Below are 17,114 nucleotides of genomic sequence, written 5' to 3' on the forward strand. Positions count from 1 at the left end.
CCCCATATAAAAGGGCGCCAGCCATGATCCTGTCATGGTTTCTGGCGCCCGAATTTTCGGATGGCTTGCTATGGTCAGGCGGCGTCGCCGATATCCCAAAACACACCGGCCATCATTTGCAGGGCCTGTCGGCTGAGGCTTTGCAGGATGTGTTCGTTGGGCGCATGCTGAGAGCATGACGCATAGGAATGCGGCACCCAGACGGTTGGCAGATCAAGGATATAGGCAAATGTATCATTGGGCAGCGACCCGCCAAGATTGGGCAGGATTGCCGGTTTGGTTCCGGTGGTCTTGATGATTGAATCGCGTACACGCGTGACCCACGGATGGGACGGGTCAAGCCGGGTTGCCCGGAAGAACCCCTTGGCCGAGGGAATGATTTCAACATCCGTAAAGCCATGTTTATCAAGGTGGCGGCGCAAAGCCGGCAGAATGTCATCCGCATCCGTGCCGACCACATAACGCAACTGGCAATGCGCAATAGCTTCAGGCGCGATGGCGTTGACCGGTTTTTCAGGGTTTCCGGCCTTTGCCGCAAGTACCGCAAAGCTGTTCCAGCCATAAACCTTTTCCGCCAGTGACAGGCTTTCCTCGCCCCAGTCAGGGTTGATTGTCGGCCCGGTTTCGGGTTGGGTGATTGCGCAATCCTTCAGGGCTTCCCGGACTTCGTCATTCAGGCTGTCAGGACGCCATTCCGGCACCTGAATCTGTCCTCGACGATCAACGATGGATGCAATCGCATGCGAAAGGACAATCATCGGGTCTTTCAGCAAACCGCCCCAGTTCCCGGAATGGTGGCCGCCTTCACGATATTTAAGCGACAGCGCAAAATTGATCGCCCCGCGTGACCCCATGAACATGGTCGGGCGTTCGGCACTCAGGCGCGGACCGTCCGATGCAATCAGGACATCGGCGGCAAACAGATCGCGATAATAGGTAAACAGTTCGGCAAGGCCAGGCGACCCCGCCTCTTCGCCCATCTCAATGATGACCTTGCAGTTAAAGCCCAATGCACCACGTGTCTGAATGACCGACCGCAGGGCCGCCAGATTAATGCAATGCTGCACTTTGTTATCCGCCGTACCGCGCCCGTAAATCCGATCACCTTCGATCACCAGCTTGAAAGGTTCAAGGCCTTCGCGCCATTCGCCTTCCTGTGCGAGGATCACATCGCCATGCCCGTATGTCAGAACAGTCTGCAGGTCATCACCTTCGTGTCGTTCGGCAAACAGGAACGGTCCGAAACCGGGCTTGGGATTATCGATGATGCGGGTTTCAAACCCCATATCGCGCACCATCGGAACAATCACATCGGTAAGATACCCATAAAGCGCTTCGAGATTATCGGGCTTCTGGCTTTCGGTTTTCTGCTCGACCATTCGACGCAGTTCGTCGATGAACTGCCCATCTTCAAAATACCGGGTTACATTTTCGATAGCATCAGCACGCGTTGACATTGATTGATCCTTGTTCTTTCCGATAAGCCATCCAATTCCCAAAGGAACGACGGAGCATTTTGTGTTTCACGAACCATCCCGGTTTTCCGCCACCGCATCGCCCCAGGGCGACATGATTTCGGTCATGCCCTGATTGATGTTTCCCTGCCGAAGAACCCCCGCCGGGCAGGCAAAGGCATAGGGGAAAGCGGTCCGGCGCGTGGTCACGCAACGATGCCCTTCCCCCAGAGCCGCAATGATATCGGGCGAAAGACTTTGATCGATGATCACCGTATCGCCGCCGCTGAAATCAACCCGCGCCTGATGGAAGGCGTCTTCGAGGGTCATATCGAAATCCATCAGGCAGGATGTCAGTTGCAGGATGGCTGGCAAAATCTTGCGCCCGCCCGATGCCCCGATGGCAAACCGCCGGTCCTTTTGCTGCCCGATTGCCGGGCAGACATTCATCAAACACCGTTTGTCGGGTGCTAACGAGTTTGGCCGTCCCGGTTCGGGGTCGAACCACAGGATCCCGTTATTCATCAAAAGCCCGCTTCCGGGCAGCACGACCTTGGATCCGAAAATGGACAGCAATGTCTGGGTCACCGCGACCATGTTGCCATGTCGATCCGTCACACTGAAATGCGTGGTGCAGGCGGGGGCGCGACTGTCATCAACGTCCCCCATATCGCGCAACCGGCGTTTATAGGTCGTCTTAAGCGCATCGACATACGCCCCATAGGCATCCACCCCCGGTGACGTCCCCTCAAAATTCTGATGCGACAGGATTTCCAGACATTCGGCAAGGTTTTCACCCGCCGTCATCGCAGGCGGTGTATAGACCGTCCCCCCGCGATAGGATGTTGTCAGCGGATCAGACAAAACAGCCTGATAGGACTTCATGTCATCAAGGGACAAACATCCCCCGGCAGCCCTGACATCGGCAACGAGCCCCGCCGCAAGATCCCCTTCGTAAAATTCGCGCGCGCCTTTATCGGCGATGCGTTGCAGGGTGGCCGCCATCCGGTCAAGATTGATCCGCTTGTCCGAAAGGGCCGTCCATCCGGCAATAGTCGGCCACTGCCCGTCTTCCAGAAAGGTCTCTGCTGCGGTCGGGTTTTTGGCAAGTTCGCGGGTACTAGACGCGATGATAAGGGCGGCATACCAATCAACCGATAGCCCACCCGACGCAAGCTTGGCCGCCGGCGAAACAAGATCACGCCACGGCATCGTGCCAAACCGGTCAAAGGCAAGCTCCATACCGGCAACGGTACCGGGTACCGCAATCGCGGTTGCGCCAATCTGGTTACGATCCCCGACGACCCGCGCCCACGGGAACAGGTCACCCGCAACGCCTTCGCCCGATAACGGATAATCGGCGATATCAAGCCCGGCGGGGGACCGCATCCCGAAGGTAATGCTATAGGTCCGGTCTTCATCGGCACGATAGATCATCATCGCACCGCCACCGGCCGGGCCACTCATCCAGGGTTCGACCACCCCCATGGCAAAGGATGTGGCAATCGCGGCATCAATGGCATCGCCACCGGCGGCAAGAATATCAGCCCCGACCTGGGCCCCGTGCTTATGCTGGGCTGCGACCACCCCACCATTTTCGACGGTGACGACGTTTTTACGGACCGACTGCATGTTGGAAAAATTGTCGCGGATCATTGAACCGCCCCTTCGACCAGATGACATTCAACCCGCTTGCCCTGATGCAGGGTCGCCACCGGTGCCTTGGTCGAACAGATATCAATCGCGCGCGGGCAACGCGGATGGAAATGACATCCACTGGGCGGGTTGATCGGATTGGGGAATACGGCCCCCAATTGCGTGTCGGGCACGCCAAGGGACGGGTCCGGCGTCAGAACGGATTCCAGCAACGCATTGGTATATGGATGATCCGGACCGGCAAACAGCGAAGATGCTTCTGCTTCTTCGACAATGCGCCCCAGATACATGACCGCCACCCTTGTTGCGAGATGTTCGACCACCGCAAGATTGTGGCTGATGAACAGATAGGTAAGCCCGAATTCATTGCGCAAATCCGACAGCAGATTAAGAATTTGCGACTGTACCGACACATCAAGCGCCGATGTCGGTTCATCGCAGATCACGATTTCCGGGCGCATGATCAGGGCGCGCGCAATCGCAACACGCTGACGTTGCCCGCCCGAAAGCTGGCTTGGATAACTGCGCAAAACCCGTTTGGGCAAACCGACAACATCAAGAATATCGGCGGTCTGCTTATCCCAGTCACGCGGATCGCCGACCTTGTGCACCCGCAGCGGCAGCGAGATGATATCTCCAATCGTCTTGCGCGGGTTCAGCGATGAATAGGGATCCTGGAAAATCGGTTGGATACGCCGCGCCAGATAGGATCTGTCATGGCTGGTAATGTCTTCGCCATCGACCAGAACCCGGCCCTGTGTCGGCGTTTCCAGTCCCAGCAAAATACGTGCAAGGGTACTTTTGCCACAGCCGGATTCCCCGACAAGGCCAAGGACCTCTCCCTTTTGCAGTTTCAGGGTCAGTTCATCGACCGCGCGTAGATCCTTGCGTTTGCCAAAGATGCCCTGCTTGATCGAAAAAATCTTCGACACATTTTCAAGTTCAAGAACCGGAACGGACATTATGCTTCCCCCGATTTTGGCTGGTTCATCGACAGGGATGCAGACCTGTCATAATCGTGAACACAGCGATAAAGATGCCCGGCGGGTGAAATCCGGGCCGGTATATCGGACGCACATTGCGCTGTTGCCTCGTCACAGCGGCTTCGGAAAGCACAACCAGCAACATCACCGATAAGAGACGGCACAATACCGGGGATCGAGCCCAGATGTTCGCCAACTGCGGTTTTGCCCGGCACCGGAATGCAATTAAGCAACCCGCGGGTATAAGGGTGCTTTGGCGCGGTAAAGACTTCGGTGGCACTACCGGCTTCGACCATTTCACCGGCATACATGATGGCGACCTTGTCCGCGACGCGGGCCACCACGCCAAGATCGTGGGTAATCAGGATCATCGCCATGTTCAATTCACGCTGAAGATCCTTAAGCAGGCGTAATATCTGGGCCTGAATGGTGACATCAAGGGCGGTTGTCGGTTCATCCGCAATGATCAGATCAGGTTCGCCCATCAGGGCCATGGCAATCATAACGCGTTGGCGCAGACCGCCTGAAAGCTGGTGGGGATATTGTTTCATACGGTTGGCCGCCGCCGTGATCCCGACCTTTTCCAGAAGTTCGATGGCACGGTCACGCGCTACCGTCTTGGGGACCTTGCGATGAAGCAAAAGGGCTTCCATCAGTTGATCGCCAATCGTGTATGCCGGATTAAGCGAGGTCATCGGTTCCTGAAAGATCATCGAAATCCGGTTGCCGCGCAGTTTGCGCATATCCCGATTGGATGCGGTTTGCAGATCGACACCTTCAAAATCCAGAACCTGTGCCGAACGTTGCGCCTGCTTGGGCAGAAGCCCCATGATCGCAAGCGATGTCAGGGATTTGCCACTACCTGATTCACCCACCACACACAGGGTTTCACCGCGCTTCACATCGAAATCAATGCCGCGCACGGCATGCAGCGTTCCGGCTGCCAGCGGGATATCAACCGTCAGGCCGCGAACAGAAAGAATGTTTTCCATGCTGATGCCCCTAGTTGCGGTTTTCAGGTGCGGAAACGTCACGAAGACCGTCACCCAGCAAATTGATCGCCAGAACAAGGATGAACAGCGCGACACCCGGGATGGCAATCATCCAAGGCTGGAACAGAAGCATCTGTTTGCCTTCCGACACCATCAATCCCCAGGACGGAGTTGGCGGTTGCACCCCGAGGCCCAGGAACGACAGGGCAGCTTCAAGCAGGATGGCATGCGCCATTTCAAGCGTCACAATCACGATCAGACTGTTGGCGATATTGGGCATGATTTCGCTAAACAGGATGCGCTTGGTCGAACAGCCGATGGCCTTGGCCGCCGTAACATATTCCATGGATCGCAATTGCAGGGTGGCAGATCGCATCACGACCGCGAAACGATCCCAAAGCAAAAGACCAAGAACCGTAATCACCACCTGAAGTGATCCGCCAAACAGTGCGACCACCGCCAACGCCACCAGAACCACGGGCATCGCAAGACGCACATTGATCAAAAAGGTGACACAGGCATCGACACGTCCGCCGAAATAACCGGCGGCAACGCCCATGCTTGTGCCGATAATGCCGGAAATCAGGGCCGCAATCGCCCCGATGGCCAATGAAATGCGTGCGCCATAAAGCAACCGTGAAAGATAATCCCGCCCCAGATGATCGGTACCAAGAATGTTTTCCCAACTGCCTTTGGCATCCCAGACGGGCGGGATCATTCGATGCATCAAATCCTGATGATAGGGATCATAAGGTGCCAGAAGAGGCGCGAAAAGCGCCATCAGGAAGATGGTCAGAAGCACGATGGCACCAAACATCAGTCCCTTGTGACCAAGGACTTTGGTCAGCAGAACCTGTCGCGGCGTCGGGCCGCTCAGGACTTCAGCTTCAACCTTGGGTGCCACTGTGTTGATGGTTTCGGTCGTGTTGGTCATGTCAGCCCACCCTCATGCGCGGATCAAGCCACGCATTCAACAAATCCGACAGGAAGGTGAAGACGATATAAAACATCGAAAACACCAGAATCAGGGCCTGAACGGTTGGCAGATCGTTGCGACCAATGGATTCCCACGCCAGATAGCCCGCCCCATGCAGGGCAAAGATCGATTCAACGACAATCGACCCGCCTAGCATGAAGCCCATCTGAACGGCGGCCAGACTGACAACCGGGATGATGGCGTTGCGAAGGGCATGCTTGAACATGACCCGGAATTCACCCGCCCCCTTGGCGCGTGCGGTGCGGACATAATCCGCCCCCAGCACATCAAGCATTCCGGCACGGGTCAGGCGCATGATGGCAGGCATCGCGTAATAACCCAGCACGATGGTCGGCATCACAAAGTTCTGCCAACTGTCCGAACCGGAAGGCGGCAGGATGCGAAGCTTGATACTGAACAGGACAATCAGGACCAGGCCAAACCAGAAACTGGGCATGGCCTGCCCCATGACCGAAAGGAATAGCGCAATCCGGTCAATAAGACTGTTGGGGCGAACGGCGGCGGCAACGCCCAACGGCACCGCCGTCAAAAGCGCAAACGAGATTCCGCATACGCCAAGCAACATCGTGACGGACAGGCGTTCGGCAACCAATTGCGACACCGGCAGTTTGAAATAGTAACTTTCGCCGAAATCGCCCCTGATCGCGTTGAACATCCATTCGCCATACTGAACGACCCATGGTCGATCAAAACCGTAATAAACCCTTACAGCCTCGATATCCTCGGCATTTGCCGTTTCACCCGCAATAGCCGCCGCAGGATCCCCCGAAAGATAGAGAAGCGCGAAGCTAAGCATGGAGACGGCAAGCGTCACCAGCAAGGCCAAGCCAAGCCTTTTTAACGTATATACCAACACCGTTCTGAACCCCTGATCCGGAGGATTATTTCCAGTTCATCTGGAAGAAGCGCGGAATTGCATCCGTGGTCGGTGCATATTCCAGATCCTTGGTGAACACGTAGTTCGAGTTATAGGAGAACAACGGCAACCAATAGGCTTCTTCCGCAATGCGCTTCAGGGCTTTGGAATAATATTCCTTGCGCTCCTCGGAATCGACGGAACTGTCGGCAACATCCAGCCATTCCTTGACCTGCTCGTCTTGCGCACTGTCAAGACTGCCAAGCTTGAAATACTGGCTGACGATCGCCGACGCATCATTGATCGAATAGGATCCCCATGTCTGGAACGACATCGGTACTTCGCCCTTCATGCTCAGTTCACGCAGGGCGGAGTATTGCAAAAGCTTGAAATTGCTTTTGATACCGACCGCTTCGAGATAGCCCAGCATCGCTTCGGCATATTCGCGATCACGATAGGCATAGAAGTCAATTTCCAGCCCGTCCGGATAACCAGCTTCGGCAAGAAGCTGCTTGGCTTTTTCAGGGTTGTAATCATAGACCATAACGTCCTGTTCACAGCCGAACTGCGACGGGAAGCAGGCCGAATTGACCACACGGGATTTCCCTTTGAGCATCGATGCAACGATGGCTTCGCGGTCAATGGCATGCGAAATTGCCTGACGCACAAGCTTGTTGGTGAACGGGTTGCTTTCACCGCTGCGACCGGCGGCATCAAATTGCAGATAACCGATGCGCATGGTGCTTTCGTTGGCAACCGTGAATTCACCCATCACACCAAGGCTTTCGGCCTGATCTGGCGGCACCTGCCAGATCCAGTCCAGACCGCCACTGAACAGTTCGGCGGCCTGCGTATTGAAATCGGGAATGGTACGGATATCCAGACGACCGATATTGGCCTGCCCCTTCGGGCTGTCCTTGTGATAATTTTCGTACTTCTCCAGCACGAAATGCTTGCCCGGCTCGACTGAAACAACCTTGTAAGGACCGGTCCCTACAGGATTAAGTCCCATGCCGGTCGGACCGGCTTCGGCGTAATATTCGTTGGGATAAATCGATACCGGCCCGGCAAGATATTCGATTGCTGCGGGGAATGCCGCTTTCAGATGAATGCGGACCTTGAACTGGTCAATCTTCTCGGCACTTTCCATCCAGTTGACGTTGCGCTGGGTTTTCACCCCGTTCTTTTCGTCCGCAACCCAGTTCACGGTCGCGACCACATCGTCGGCGTCGAAAGGCTCGCCATTGTGGAACGTCACACCCTGGCGAAGATTGAATTCAAGGGTTTTGTCATCAACCCATTTCCAGTCCGTCGCCAGATTGCCCTGATACTCGCCGGTATAAGGATCGCGATACACCAGCCCATCCCAGATGGAGCGTTGCAGAATAACGCCTTCACGTGCCGAGTTGAAATAACTGTCGACATTTTCAAGTTCTTTGGAGAATGCGACATTGAGGGTATCGTCTGCTTTGTTGGCAGCGGCTGTTCCAGCAGCGGCCATGACGAGGGCAAAGATTCCAGCCCCCTTAAGGATCTGTTTCATTATAGCCTCCTGATATGCGTGCCTTACTTCACGGTGTTCGCGGCAAGACACATTAGATGCATTTAAAACATCTTGTATTATATTGTAATACAGCGTACTGTATAAAACTACGATAAGGCAACTGGAAGCTGCATGTCAACCAGCACGTTTGCCATTAAAAAACCGAGGAAACGCGACCATGGCGAATGCCAAAGCCCGGCAGCAGGACACCCTTTTTGTCACATCCCTTGAAAAGGGCATGCGGATACTCGAAGCTTTTTCAGAAGACAAAACCGAACTTGGCCTGGCCGATCTTGTAAAGGTTACCGGCCTTGAGAAGAGTGCGGCACAACGATATGCCAACACGCTTTACGAGCTTGGCTATCTGGAAAAGAATCCGGAGACTCGCCGGTTTCGGCCATCCGTCAAATATCTGGAAATGGCGTACAGTTATCTGTGGGCTGATTATCTGGCGCAGCTGGCAATGCCCCGCCTGATCGACCTGAGCCGCCAGACATCCCAAACCATCAACATGGCAGAGCCAATCGGAACCGACATTATTTATGTCGTGCGCATGCCCAACCACCGCACCAATTTCGGGGCTTCTGCGATTGGCCGACGGGTGCCGGCACTGGTTGCCTCGTCCGGGCGCATTATCCTGAGCCGCCAGTCAGATCAGGCCATTCGTGACGCAGTGAACAATTGGCCAATCCGGCAATACACCCCCCGGACAACGATGGATCGCGATGCCATACTCGACAATATCCTGATGGCACGCGAAAAGGGGTATTGCACGACACAGGGGCAGGTTTTACCCGATGAAGTCAACGTTGCCGCCCCGATCTGCAGCATTGACGGAATACCGGTTGGTGCCATCCACTGTTCTTTGCCATCAATCCGATGGACAATCGAACGCGCGGAAGCAGAAATTGCCCCGCTTGTTGTTGAAGCAGCCCAATCGATCGTGCCATCCAGATAAGGTAAAACTCGGTCCGGCCAGACCAAGCGAACGCCAGCACAGCCTCAGACAGACGCACAGCTTTGGAAAATACCGAATAACGCGCCCCTGCCTTAACCAATTTGCAACAGCTTATGGGCGAAAACCGGCATAAGATCTGGCGGACAGAAATCAGATCATAATTTTTAAAAAAGTTCAGAGCATTCAATTGGCACGCAGCAAAACCAGATCAGGCTTGATCGCGGCCTTGGACATCGGCACGTCCAAGGTCTGTTGCTTTATTGCCCGCCGTGAAAAGGGCGAAGCCCCGAAAGTCATCGGCATCGGACATAACATGTCCAAGGGGCTGCAAAGCGGGTCAATTGCCAATCTAGATGCTGCACAGGAAGTTGTCCTTGCGGCGGTGAATGCGGCCGAGAAAATGGCAGGCCACACGATTGATTCCGTCATCGTCAATCTGTCAGGCGGCAGCCCGGAATCAGAAACCCACACGGTTGAACTGCCGCTGGGATCGCGTCCGATTGGCAATCTTGAAATCCGTAAACTGAACGATCAGAAGGACGCCGTTCTGCGCCAGGCGGGTGACGAGTTGATCCACACCGTGCCGCTGGGCTTCAGGGTCGATGCCGCCACAGGTCTTCGTGATCCGCGCGGCATGTACGGGTCTGTCGTCGGGCTTGATCTGCATTTTGTGCGCACCCAGACCGCCCCGCTTCGCAATCTGGAAACCCTTCTGGGGCGTTGCCATCTGAGGATCGAGGAAACGGTCGTCACCCCGCTGGCATCGGGCCTGTCGGCTTTGACTGCCGATCAACGCGACCTTGGCGCGACTGTCATCGATATGGGGGCCGGCACCACAAGCGTTGCCGTCTTCCACGGTGGACAGGTGATCTATACCGCGACCGTACCGGTCGGCGGGGCCCATGTGACGCGCGATATCGCCTATGGGCTCAATACATCGCTTAATCATGCCGAACGCATGAAAACACTGCATGGCAGCGCGCTGACATCGCCATCCGACGATCAGGAAATCCTGGCGGTCCCTGTGATCGGCGATGAAGACGAAAACAACGTCAATCACGTGCCGCGTTCGATGCTGATCAACATCATCAAACCGCGCCTTGAAGAAACGTTTGAGTTGATTCGCGATCAGTTGGACGAGCATGGCCTGTCACAGATCGGCGGCCGTTCCATCGTTCTGACGGGTGGTGCCAGCCAGCTTAACGCGATTGCCGATCTGGCAAGCCAGATGTTCGAACGCCCGGCCACCATTGCCACACCGCACGGGGTATCAGGTCTTGCCGAAGCCACAGCCGGCCCGGCATTTTCGGCCTGTGCAGGTTTGTTGTTGCGCGCCCTTCAGCAGCAGAACGATCCGCTTAGCGAAGCAATGGCTCAAATCCGTCAATCGGGTGGGCGTTGGGGTCGACTTGGCGCATGGTTCAAGGAAAACTTCTAGTTTCCCTGTCCGTTCCAAGGCTTTTCGCGGCCTGCCCGATCCGGCAGGAAAGGCGTTTTACGCAACGCGAAAATTATTTCGCGAAAAAAACGCGATAATTTTCGAAATCTTCCATTGTTATTAATACGGCAATAACTCTTTGCCCGCTAAAACGAATGCCAAGGTCTAATGTCCGGGGGACACCTGAGACTTAGCGTGGCAACGGGAAGGCCGCGCCGATCTTAAGCTCTAAAGCGCGGAGAGGAAGAGCAAACAATGAGCACGATCAATTTTTCCGTTCCTGAAACGGAAGAAAACCTGAAACCGAAGATTACCGTTATCGGCGTCGGTGGCGCTGGCGGAAACGCCGTTAACAACATGATCGCATCCGAACTTGAAGGTTGTGATTTTGTTGTTGCCAACACCGACTCACAGGCCCTGAGCCAGAGCAAAGCCGCACGCAAGATGCAGCTTGGTCGCAAAATCACCCAGGGTCTGGGTGCTGGCGCACGTCCCGATGCGGGCAGTGCGGCCGCCGAAGAATCCATCGAAGACATTCAGGCCCAGCTTGAAGGCAGCCACATGGTGTTCATCACCGCGGGCATGGGCGGCGGTACCGGTACCGGTGCGGCCCCGGTCATTGCACGTGCTGCCAAGGAAGCCGGCATTCTGACGGTTGGGGTCGTTACCAAACCGTTCCATTTCGAAGGCACGCGCCGTATGCGCACTGCCGAACAGGGGATCGAGCAGCTTCAGCAATATGTTGATACGCTGATCATCATTCCGAACCAGAATCTGTTCCGGGTCGCGAATGAAAAAACCACATTCGCAGATGCCTTCCAGATGGCTGATGACGTTCTGCGCAACGGCGTGCGCTCCATCACCGATTTGATGATGGTCCCGGGCCTTGTGAACCTTGACTTTGCCGACATTCGCACCGTCATGAGCGAGATGGGCAAAGCCATGATGGGCACCGGTGAAGCCACGGGTGAAAAACGTGCCCTTGAGGCCGCCGAGGCCGCCATTGCAAATCCGCTTCTGGAAGATGCTTCGATGAAGGGCGCACGTGCGGTCCTGATCAACATCACCGGCGGCATGGATATGGCCCTTTACGAAGTCGACGAAGCCGCGAACCGTATTCGCGAGGAAGTTGCTTCGGAAGCCAACATCATCTTTGGTTCGACGTTCGACCCGACCATCGAAGGCGCACTGCGCGTTTCCGTGGTTGCCACCGGTATCGATGCCGAGGAAGTCCGTCGTCCGCAGCCGACCACCGTTTCGGTTGCCCCGGTCAAACCGGCCGAGCAGGCCGCAAAACCGGCAACCCCATCCTTTGGTCAGCATGGTGCGGCAGCCGCCGTCGCCAGCGCCGCGGACGCCGCCATTGCAAATGGGCATGATGGTTATCAGGGCGGTGCATCAATCGACGAAATTCCGGCAGAACGTTTTGCCGCAACCGGCAGCGCCCAGCAGCCGGAACTGAGCAATCAGCCTGCTGGCAACAATACCGGTTCGATCGAACTGGGTCAGACCGTTCTGAAACCGAAGCCGGTTTCGCGTCCGGCACAGCATTTCACCCCGGCCGAAAAGCCGAAAGAAAACGGTGACATGGCCTTTATCCCGCCGCGCCCGGCCCGTCCGAGCGACGCAGAACAAAATCACAGCCCGGATGTGTTCGAAGCAGCAGATGCCCAGAACGCAACCCCGCCGCGCTTTGGTCTGCGGACCCTGTTTGGTAAAAACAAGGGCGGTAACGAAGACCATTCAGAACAGTCTCACCACGCGGCACCGCGTCAGGCACACCCGCAGCCGCAGGCTCCGGCACCGCGCCAGACCGAAATGTCGCTTGGCGAGAATGCAAACCAGTCCTTGAAGGCGGATCCAGCTTCCCGCGTCAAGACGTCGAATGCGTCTGACGACCTTCTGGAAATTCCGGCCTTCCTGCGTCGTCAGGCCAACTGACGACATTCTCCGCGCGAAGAAGGGGAAGGCTTTGGCCTTCCCCTTTTTTAATGCGGTCCAAGTTTTTTAATGCGGCCCGGTCATCCAAACATCTGCCTCTGCGTAACGTGAAATGATATTCGATCAGATTTTTCACATTATTTCTTTATTTATCAGCTACTTATCCCATTTACAAAGCGTAACAAAGAGTGATTTGTTCTCTTGTCACAGCGCCTGTAGGGTCTGAAACTAAGAAATGGGGTTCATACCTCAAGCGCCGATAGGGCGCATTCATTGACAAACTTGACTGACCTGACTTTTGGGGGTTCCCGTGAACAAAATTGCAGACCTCAGCGCTGCCCTTTCGCATTCGGGCGCATCTGATCATGATGTCGTGTGTCAGCGGACCCTTAAAGCACCCATCGGCTGTGCCGGTGTCGGGCTTCATTCAGGTCATAAAATCCGCATCACCCTTCACCCTGCACCTGAAAATCACGGTATCGTATTCCGCCGCACGGATCTGGATGGCCAGCCGCTGTTTCCGGCACGTTACGATGGTGTGATCGATACGCAGCTTTGCACCTGCCTTGGCGACAGGGATGCCGGGATCAAGATTGGCACCATCGAACATCTGATGGCCGCCCTTGCGGGGCAACGCATCGACAACGTTCTGATCGATATTGATGCCGACGAAGTGCCGGTTATGGATGGCAGTTCGGCACCGTTCAACTTCCTGATCGATTGCGTCGGGATTGAGGAACAGGATGCACCGCGTCAGGTAATTGAGGTTCTGAAACCGGTTGAAGTCGAATACAAGGGCTGCACCGCGCGGATCGAACCGGGGCATGGCTTTGAGGTCGATTTCGAAATCGATTTCGCCAGCAAGGCAATCAACAATCAGCGCATGTCGGTCAAATTCGACGATGGCGTGTTTGTTGCCAATATCGCCCGTGCACGGACTTTCGGCTTCCTGCACGAAGTCGAAGCCATGCGGTCGATGGGCCTTGCACGGGGCGGTTCGCTTGATAACGCCGTTGTCCTTTCGGGCGACGAAGTCATGAACGAAGAAGGTCTTCGTTACGACGACGAATTCGTCCGTCACAAGATTCTTGACGCGCTTGGCGATCTTTACACCGCCGGCAAGCAGTTGCAGGGCAAAGTGACGGCATATAAATCCGGTCACCATGTCAACAACCTGCTTTTGAAGGCGCTGTTTGCCGATGCAAGTGCGTGGCGCGTTGTGCCAATGCGCAAATCGGCCCTTCATGCGGTTGAAGCCCGTGCGCTCGCAACGGCTTGAGAAGCTTTTTTGATATGATCTTGTTTGCAAAAAGCGGTCCCTGGGGGCCGCTTTTTTATTGCGTTTCCCAATCACGGCTTGTGAAACCGCGATCCGGTTTCCGACCGCGATGCAGAAAAGTGCCTGCGGGGTAACACAACCCCTTGCCCTATGCCCGTACAGGCATGGTATAGTCCGGAAAATTCCGCCTGAACGCGTCACAAAGCTTAAGGAAACGTCACAGTGCTTCGTAAGGCTTCCGCCAAGAATGTTATTGCTGCTTGTGGTCTGGCCCTGCTTCTTGCAGCCTGCTCCAGCGACGACAAACCGGCATATGTCGAACGCCCGGTTTCCGAACTTTATAACAGCGCGCAGGACCTTCTGGACGCCAAGGAATACCAGAAGTCAGCCGAGGCCTTTGACGAGGTTGAACGCCAGCACCCCTATTCTGTGTGGGCGACCAAGGCGACCCTGATGTCGGCCTATGCCTATTATCAGGACAACAAGTATGACGACGCGATCACAGCCCTTGATCGCTTTATCTCGCTTCATCCGGCAAACCCGGATGTGCCATACGCCTATTACCTGAAAGCATTGTCCTATTACGAACAGATTTCCGACGTCGGCCGCGATCAGCAGATGACACAGCATGCGATGGATTCGCTTGATGACGTTATCCGCCGTTTCCCCGACAGCCAGTATGCGCGTGACGCGAAACTGAAAAAGGATCTGACGGTTGACCACCTTGCTGGCAAGGAAATGAGTGTTGGCCGTTATTATCAGGATCGTGGTGAATATCTGGCTGCGATCAACCGGTTTAAAATGGTCCTCGACAAATACCAGACCACCACCCATGTCCCCGAAGCACTAGCGCGCCTGACCGAAAGCTATCTGGCACTTGGTCTTGAAGGCGAAGCCAAACGCACCGCGTCGGTGCTGGGTCATAACTTCCCGGGCAGTCCGTGGTATGAGGAATCATACGATCTTCTGGTTGGTGACGGCATAAACACCCGCGAGGGAGAAAGCTGGTGGCATTCGACCACCACCGCCCTTGGTGACTGGTTCTGATTCTTGACGCGTCGCGTGACTTCCGACACGAGAACGCATCAGGAACACCGATTTCTTGTCAGTTGTTTTTCAACATTTTTCGCTCTTTCCTGCGGCACACAGGGATGCGGCAGATTTTGCGTTCTGCCAAAGCTTGCAAGGCGCGCTGTGATTGGGCACTCTGCTTGTCGCGACGCTGCCTGACGGGCACGATCGCACCTGTTTTAACAATGTCAGTATCCCGCAATGCTCCGACGGCTTAGCATCCGAAATGTTGTTCTGATCGACAAGCTGGACCTTGATTTCCGCGACGGGCTTAGTGTGCTTACCGGGGAAACCGGTGCCGGGAAATCGATCCTGCTTGACTCGTTGGGGCTGGCACTTGGCGCACGCGCCGATAGCGGCCTTGTCCGACATGGCACGGACAAATGCAGCGTTACCGCAACCTTCACCCTGCCCGCCGGTCATCCGGTTTACAGGCTTCTGGCCGAACAGGATATCGAGGTTGAGGACGACGAACTGGTGGTGCGTCGTGTTGTCACCTCGGACGGGCGGTCGCGCGCCTATGTCAATGATCAGTCGGTATCGGTCGGCCTTTTGCGCGATGTCGGCAATTACTGTGTCGAAATTCAGGGGCAGTTTGACCAGCACGGATTGCTGGATCCGACAACACATCGCGCGACCCTTGATGCGCACGGCAATCTTGGCAGTCTGGCACTTACGGTGCGCGATCAGTGGCGCGCATGGCGCGATACGCAAAAGGAACTGACAGCGGCGACCAACCGCATCAACAAGGCGCGCGAAGAAGAAGAATGGCTGCGCCACGCGGTTGACGAACTTGAAAAGCTTGGCCCTGAAGAAGGCGAGGAAGAACGCCTTGCCGAGGAACGCCAGTTCCTGATGCATGGGGAAAAGCTTGTTGCAGCCCTGAATGATGCCGCGGGCGAACTTTCGCGCGGCAAGGGTGCCGAAAGTGCGCTTCGCAGTGCACAGCGCCATCTTGAACGCGAATTGCAAAAGGCCGAAGGCCGGTTTGAACCGATCATCGAGGCACTGGACCGTGCCGCCATCGAACTTGAAGAAGCATCGCGTGCGATATCGGTCACCCTTGCTGACCTGAATGTCGATACCGGGCAGCAGGAAACGGTTGAGGAACGGCTGTTTGCGCTGCGCGCGGCCGCGCGCAAATACAATGTACCGGTTGATGGGCTGAATGGCCTGATGAAGGAATACCGCAGCCAGATCGATCAGCTTGAGTTTGGCGAAAAGGAATTGTCGCGCCTGACCGCTGCCGTTGCCGAACATCGGGCCGCCTTTATCGATGCCGCGCAAAAGCTTCATGGCGCACGCAAAGCCGCGGCCGAGACCCTTGATACCGCGATTAACGGTGAACTGCCGCCGCTTCGTATGGAAAAGGCGCGGTTTGTTACCGACATTGCCGAACTGGAAGAAAACGAATGGGGTATCGACGGGATTGATCGCGTCCAGTTCATGGTTGCCACCAACCCCGGCAGTCCGGCCGGACCATTGAACAAGATCGCGTCCGGTGGCGAGCTTTCGCGCTTCCTGCTGGCACTCAAGGTGGTTCTGGCGCGGGTTTCCGCGGTGCCGAGCCTTGTGTTTGATGAAGTCGACAGTGGTGTTGGCGGAGCGACGGCGGCTGCGATTGGCGAACGCCTGCATTTGCTGGCCGAAGAACGCCAGATCCTGGTCATCACGCACAGCCCACAGGTCGCCGCACGTGGACGCACCCACTTCAATATTGCCAAAAGCGAAAATGACGGCAGCATGGTGACGCGTGTGAATGAGCTGGTCGATGGTGCCCGACGCGAAGAAATCGCAAGGATGCTGGCCGGACATTCGATCACCGCCGAAGCCCGTGCTGCGGCAGACAGCCTGTTAGACCAACCCCGCTAGAACGTTTGACAGGGTATTTTCCCTGCCCGTTCCAGCCGCTTGAATACGGATAAAAAGAAATATGAGCGCCGAAC

Annotated in this window: 13 protein-coding genes; 6 read left to right on the forward strand and 7 right to left on the reverse strand. The window is 55.8% G+C overall.

The annotated features are described in order from the left end of the window. Window positions 1-74 precede the first annotated feature (74 nt). The 7 genes from ABIE64_RS10180 to ABIE64_RS10210 form a co-directional block, all read right to left on the reverse strand. The gene (locus tag ABIE64_RS10180; protein WP_354377344.1) at window positions 75-1,457 is read right to left on the reverse strand and encodes a M20 family metallopeptidase; all 1,383 of its coding nucleotides are present in this window, start codon (window positions 1,455-1,457) and stop codon (window positions 75-77) included. A gap of 66 nt (window positions 1,458-1,523) precedes the next feature. Further along, complete coding sequence (locus ABIE64_RS10185; protein WP_354377345.1) at window positions 1,524-3,110, reverse strand: gamma-glutamyltransferase; 1,587 nt, start codon at window positions 3,108-3,110, stop codon at window positions 1,524-1,526. After that, entirely contained in the window at window positions 3,107-4,072 is a 966-nt protein-coding gene (locus ABIE64_RS10190; RefSeq protein ID WP_007089759.1) for an ABC transporter ATP-binding protein, read from the reverse strand. Before ABIE64_RS10190 ends, ABIE64_RS10185 begins: the two co-directional genes overlap by 4 nt. Next, entirely contained in the window at window positions 4,072-5,085 is a 1,014-nt protein-coding gene (locus tag ABIE64_RS10195; protein WP_354377346.1) for an ABC transporter ATP-binding protein, read from the reverse strand. The genes ABIE64_RS10190 and ABIE64_RS10195 overlap by 1 nt, the downstream gene beginning before the upstream one ends. Before the next feature lie 10 nt (window positions 5,086-5,095). Continuing rightward, window positions 5,096-6,019 carry an ABC transporter permease gene (locus tag ABIE64_RS10200; RefSeq protein WP_007089761.1) on the reverse strand — a complete coding sequence of 308 codons (924 nt, stop codon included), beginning with the start codon at window positions 6,017-6,019 and terminating at the stop codon, window positions 5,096-5,098. Between the two features lies 1 nt (window position 6,020). Then, complete coding sequence (locus ABIE64_RS10205; protein WP_007089762.1) at window positions 6,021-6,938, reverse strand: ABC transporter permease; 918 nt, start codon at window positions 6,936-6,938, stop codon at window positions 6,021-6,023. A gap of 25 nt (window positions 6,939-6,963) precedes the next feature. After that, a complete protein-coding gene (locus ABIE64_RS10210; protein ID WP_354377347.1) occupies window positions 6,964-8,481 on the reverse strand; it encodes an ABC transporter substrate-binding protein in 1,518 nt (505 codons plus the stop codon). A gap of 178 nt (window positions 8,482-8,659) precedes the next feature. Here ABIE64_RS10210 and ABIE64_RS10215 point away from each other — a divergent pair, with 178 nt between their 5' ends. From ABIE64_RS10215 to recN, 6 genes are all read left to right on the forward strand, one after another. Then, window positions 8,660-9,439 (forward strand): IclR family transcriptional regulator, encoded by a 780-nt coding sequence (locus ABIE64_RS10215; RefSeq protein WP_037992128.1) that lies wholly within the window; start codon window positions 8,660-8,662, stop codon window positions 9,437-9,439. A gap of 187 nt (window positions 9,440-9,626) precedes the next feature. Beyond that, a complete protein-coding gene (ftsA, locus tag ABIE64_RS10220) occupies window positions 9,627-10,877 on the forward strand; it encodes a cell division protein FtsA (protein WP_007089765.1) in 1,251 nt (416 codons plus the stop codon). Window positions 10,878-11,132: 255 nt separating this feature from the next. After that, window positions 11,133-12,818: a cell division protein FtsZ gene (ftsZ, locus tag ABIE64_RS10225; protein WP_354377348.1), complete on the forward strand. Its 1,686-nt coding sequence runs from the start codon at window positions 11,133-11,135 to the stop codon at window positions 12,816-12,818. A gap of 310 nt (window positions 12,819-13,128) precedes the next feature. Next, window positions 13,129-14,097, forward strand: coding sequence for a UDP-3-O-acyl-N-acetylglucosamine deacetylase (gene lpxC / locus ABIE64_RS10230; RefSeq protein ID WP_354377349.1), 969 nt, complete (start codon window positions 13,129-13,131; stop codon window positions 14,095-14,097). A 222-nt stretch (window positions 14,098-14,319) separates the two neighbouring features. Beyond that, window positions 14,320-15,144 (forward strand): outer membrane protein assembly factor BamD, encoded by an 825-nt coding sequence (locus ABIE64_RS10235; RefSeq protein WP_007089768.1) that lies wholly within the window; start codon window positions 14,320-14,322, stop codon window positions 15,142-15,144. Window positions 15,145-15,369: 225 nt separating this feature from the next. Further along, window positions 15,370-17,040: a DNA repair protein RecN gene (recN, locus tag ABIE64_RS10240; protein ID WP_354377350.1), complete on the forward strand. Its 1,671-nt coding sequence runs from the start codon at window positions 15,370-15,372 to the stop codon at window positions 17,038-17,040. The last annotated feature ends 74 nt before the right edge of the window (window positions 17,041-17,114 follow it).

Origin of the sequence: Thalassospira sp. MBR-102, from assembly GCF_040549275.1 — a bacterium.
In the GTDB taxonomy this organism is placed as follows: domain Bacteria; phylum Pseudomonadota; class Alphaproteobacteria; order Rhodospirillales; family Thalassospiraceae; genus Thalassospira; species Thalassospira xiamenensis.

Coding starts and splice junctions, on each gene's coding strand:
- ABIE64_RS10180 (WP_354377344.1), bottom strand. CDS start 1,457: ATGTCAACGCGTGCTGATGCTATCGAAAATGTAACCCGGTATTTTGAA.
- ABIE64_RS10185 (WP_354377345.1), bottom strand. CDS start 3,110: ATGATCCGCGACAATTTTTCCAACATGCAGTCGGTCCGTAAAAACGTC.
- ABIE64_RS10190 (WP_007089759.1), bottom strand. CDS start 4,072: ATGTCCGTTCCGGTTCTTGAACTTGAAAATGTGTCGAAGATTTTTTCG.
- ABIE64_RS10195 (WP_354377346.1), bottom strand. CDS start 5,085: ATGGAAAACATTCTTTCTGTTCGCGGCCTGACGGTTGATATCCCGCTG.
- ABIE64_RS10200 (WP_007089761.1), bottom strand. CDS start 6,019: ATGACCAACACGACCGAAACCATCAACACAGTGGCACCCAAGGTTGAA.
- ABIE64_RS10210 (WP_354377347.1), bottom strand. CDS start 8,481: ATGAAACAGATCCTTAAGGGGGCTGGAATCTTTGCCCTCGTCATGGCC.
- ABIE64_RS10215 (WP_037992128.1), top strand. CDS start 8,660: ATGGCGAATGCCAAAGCCCGGCAGCAGGACACCCTTTTTGTCACATCC.
- ftsZ (WP_354377348.1), top strand. CDS start 11,133: ATGAGCACGATCAATTTTTCCGTTCCTGAAACGGAAGAAAACCTGAAA.
- recN (WP_354377350.1), top strand. CDS start 15,370: ATGCTCCGACGGCTTAGCATCCGAAATGTTGTTCTGATCGACAAGCTG.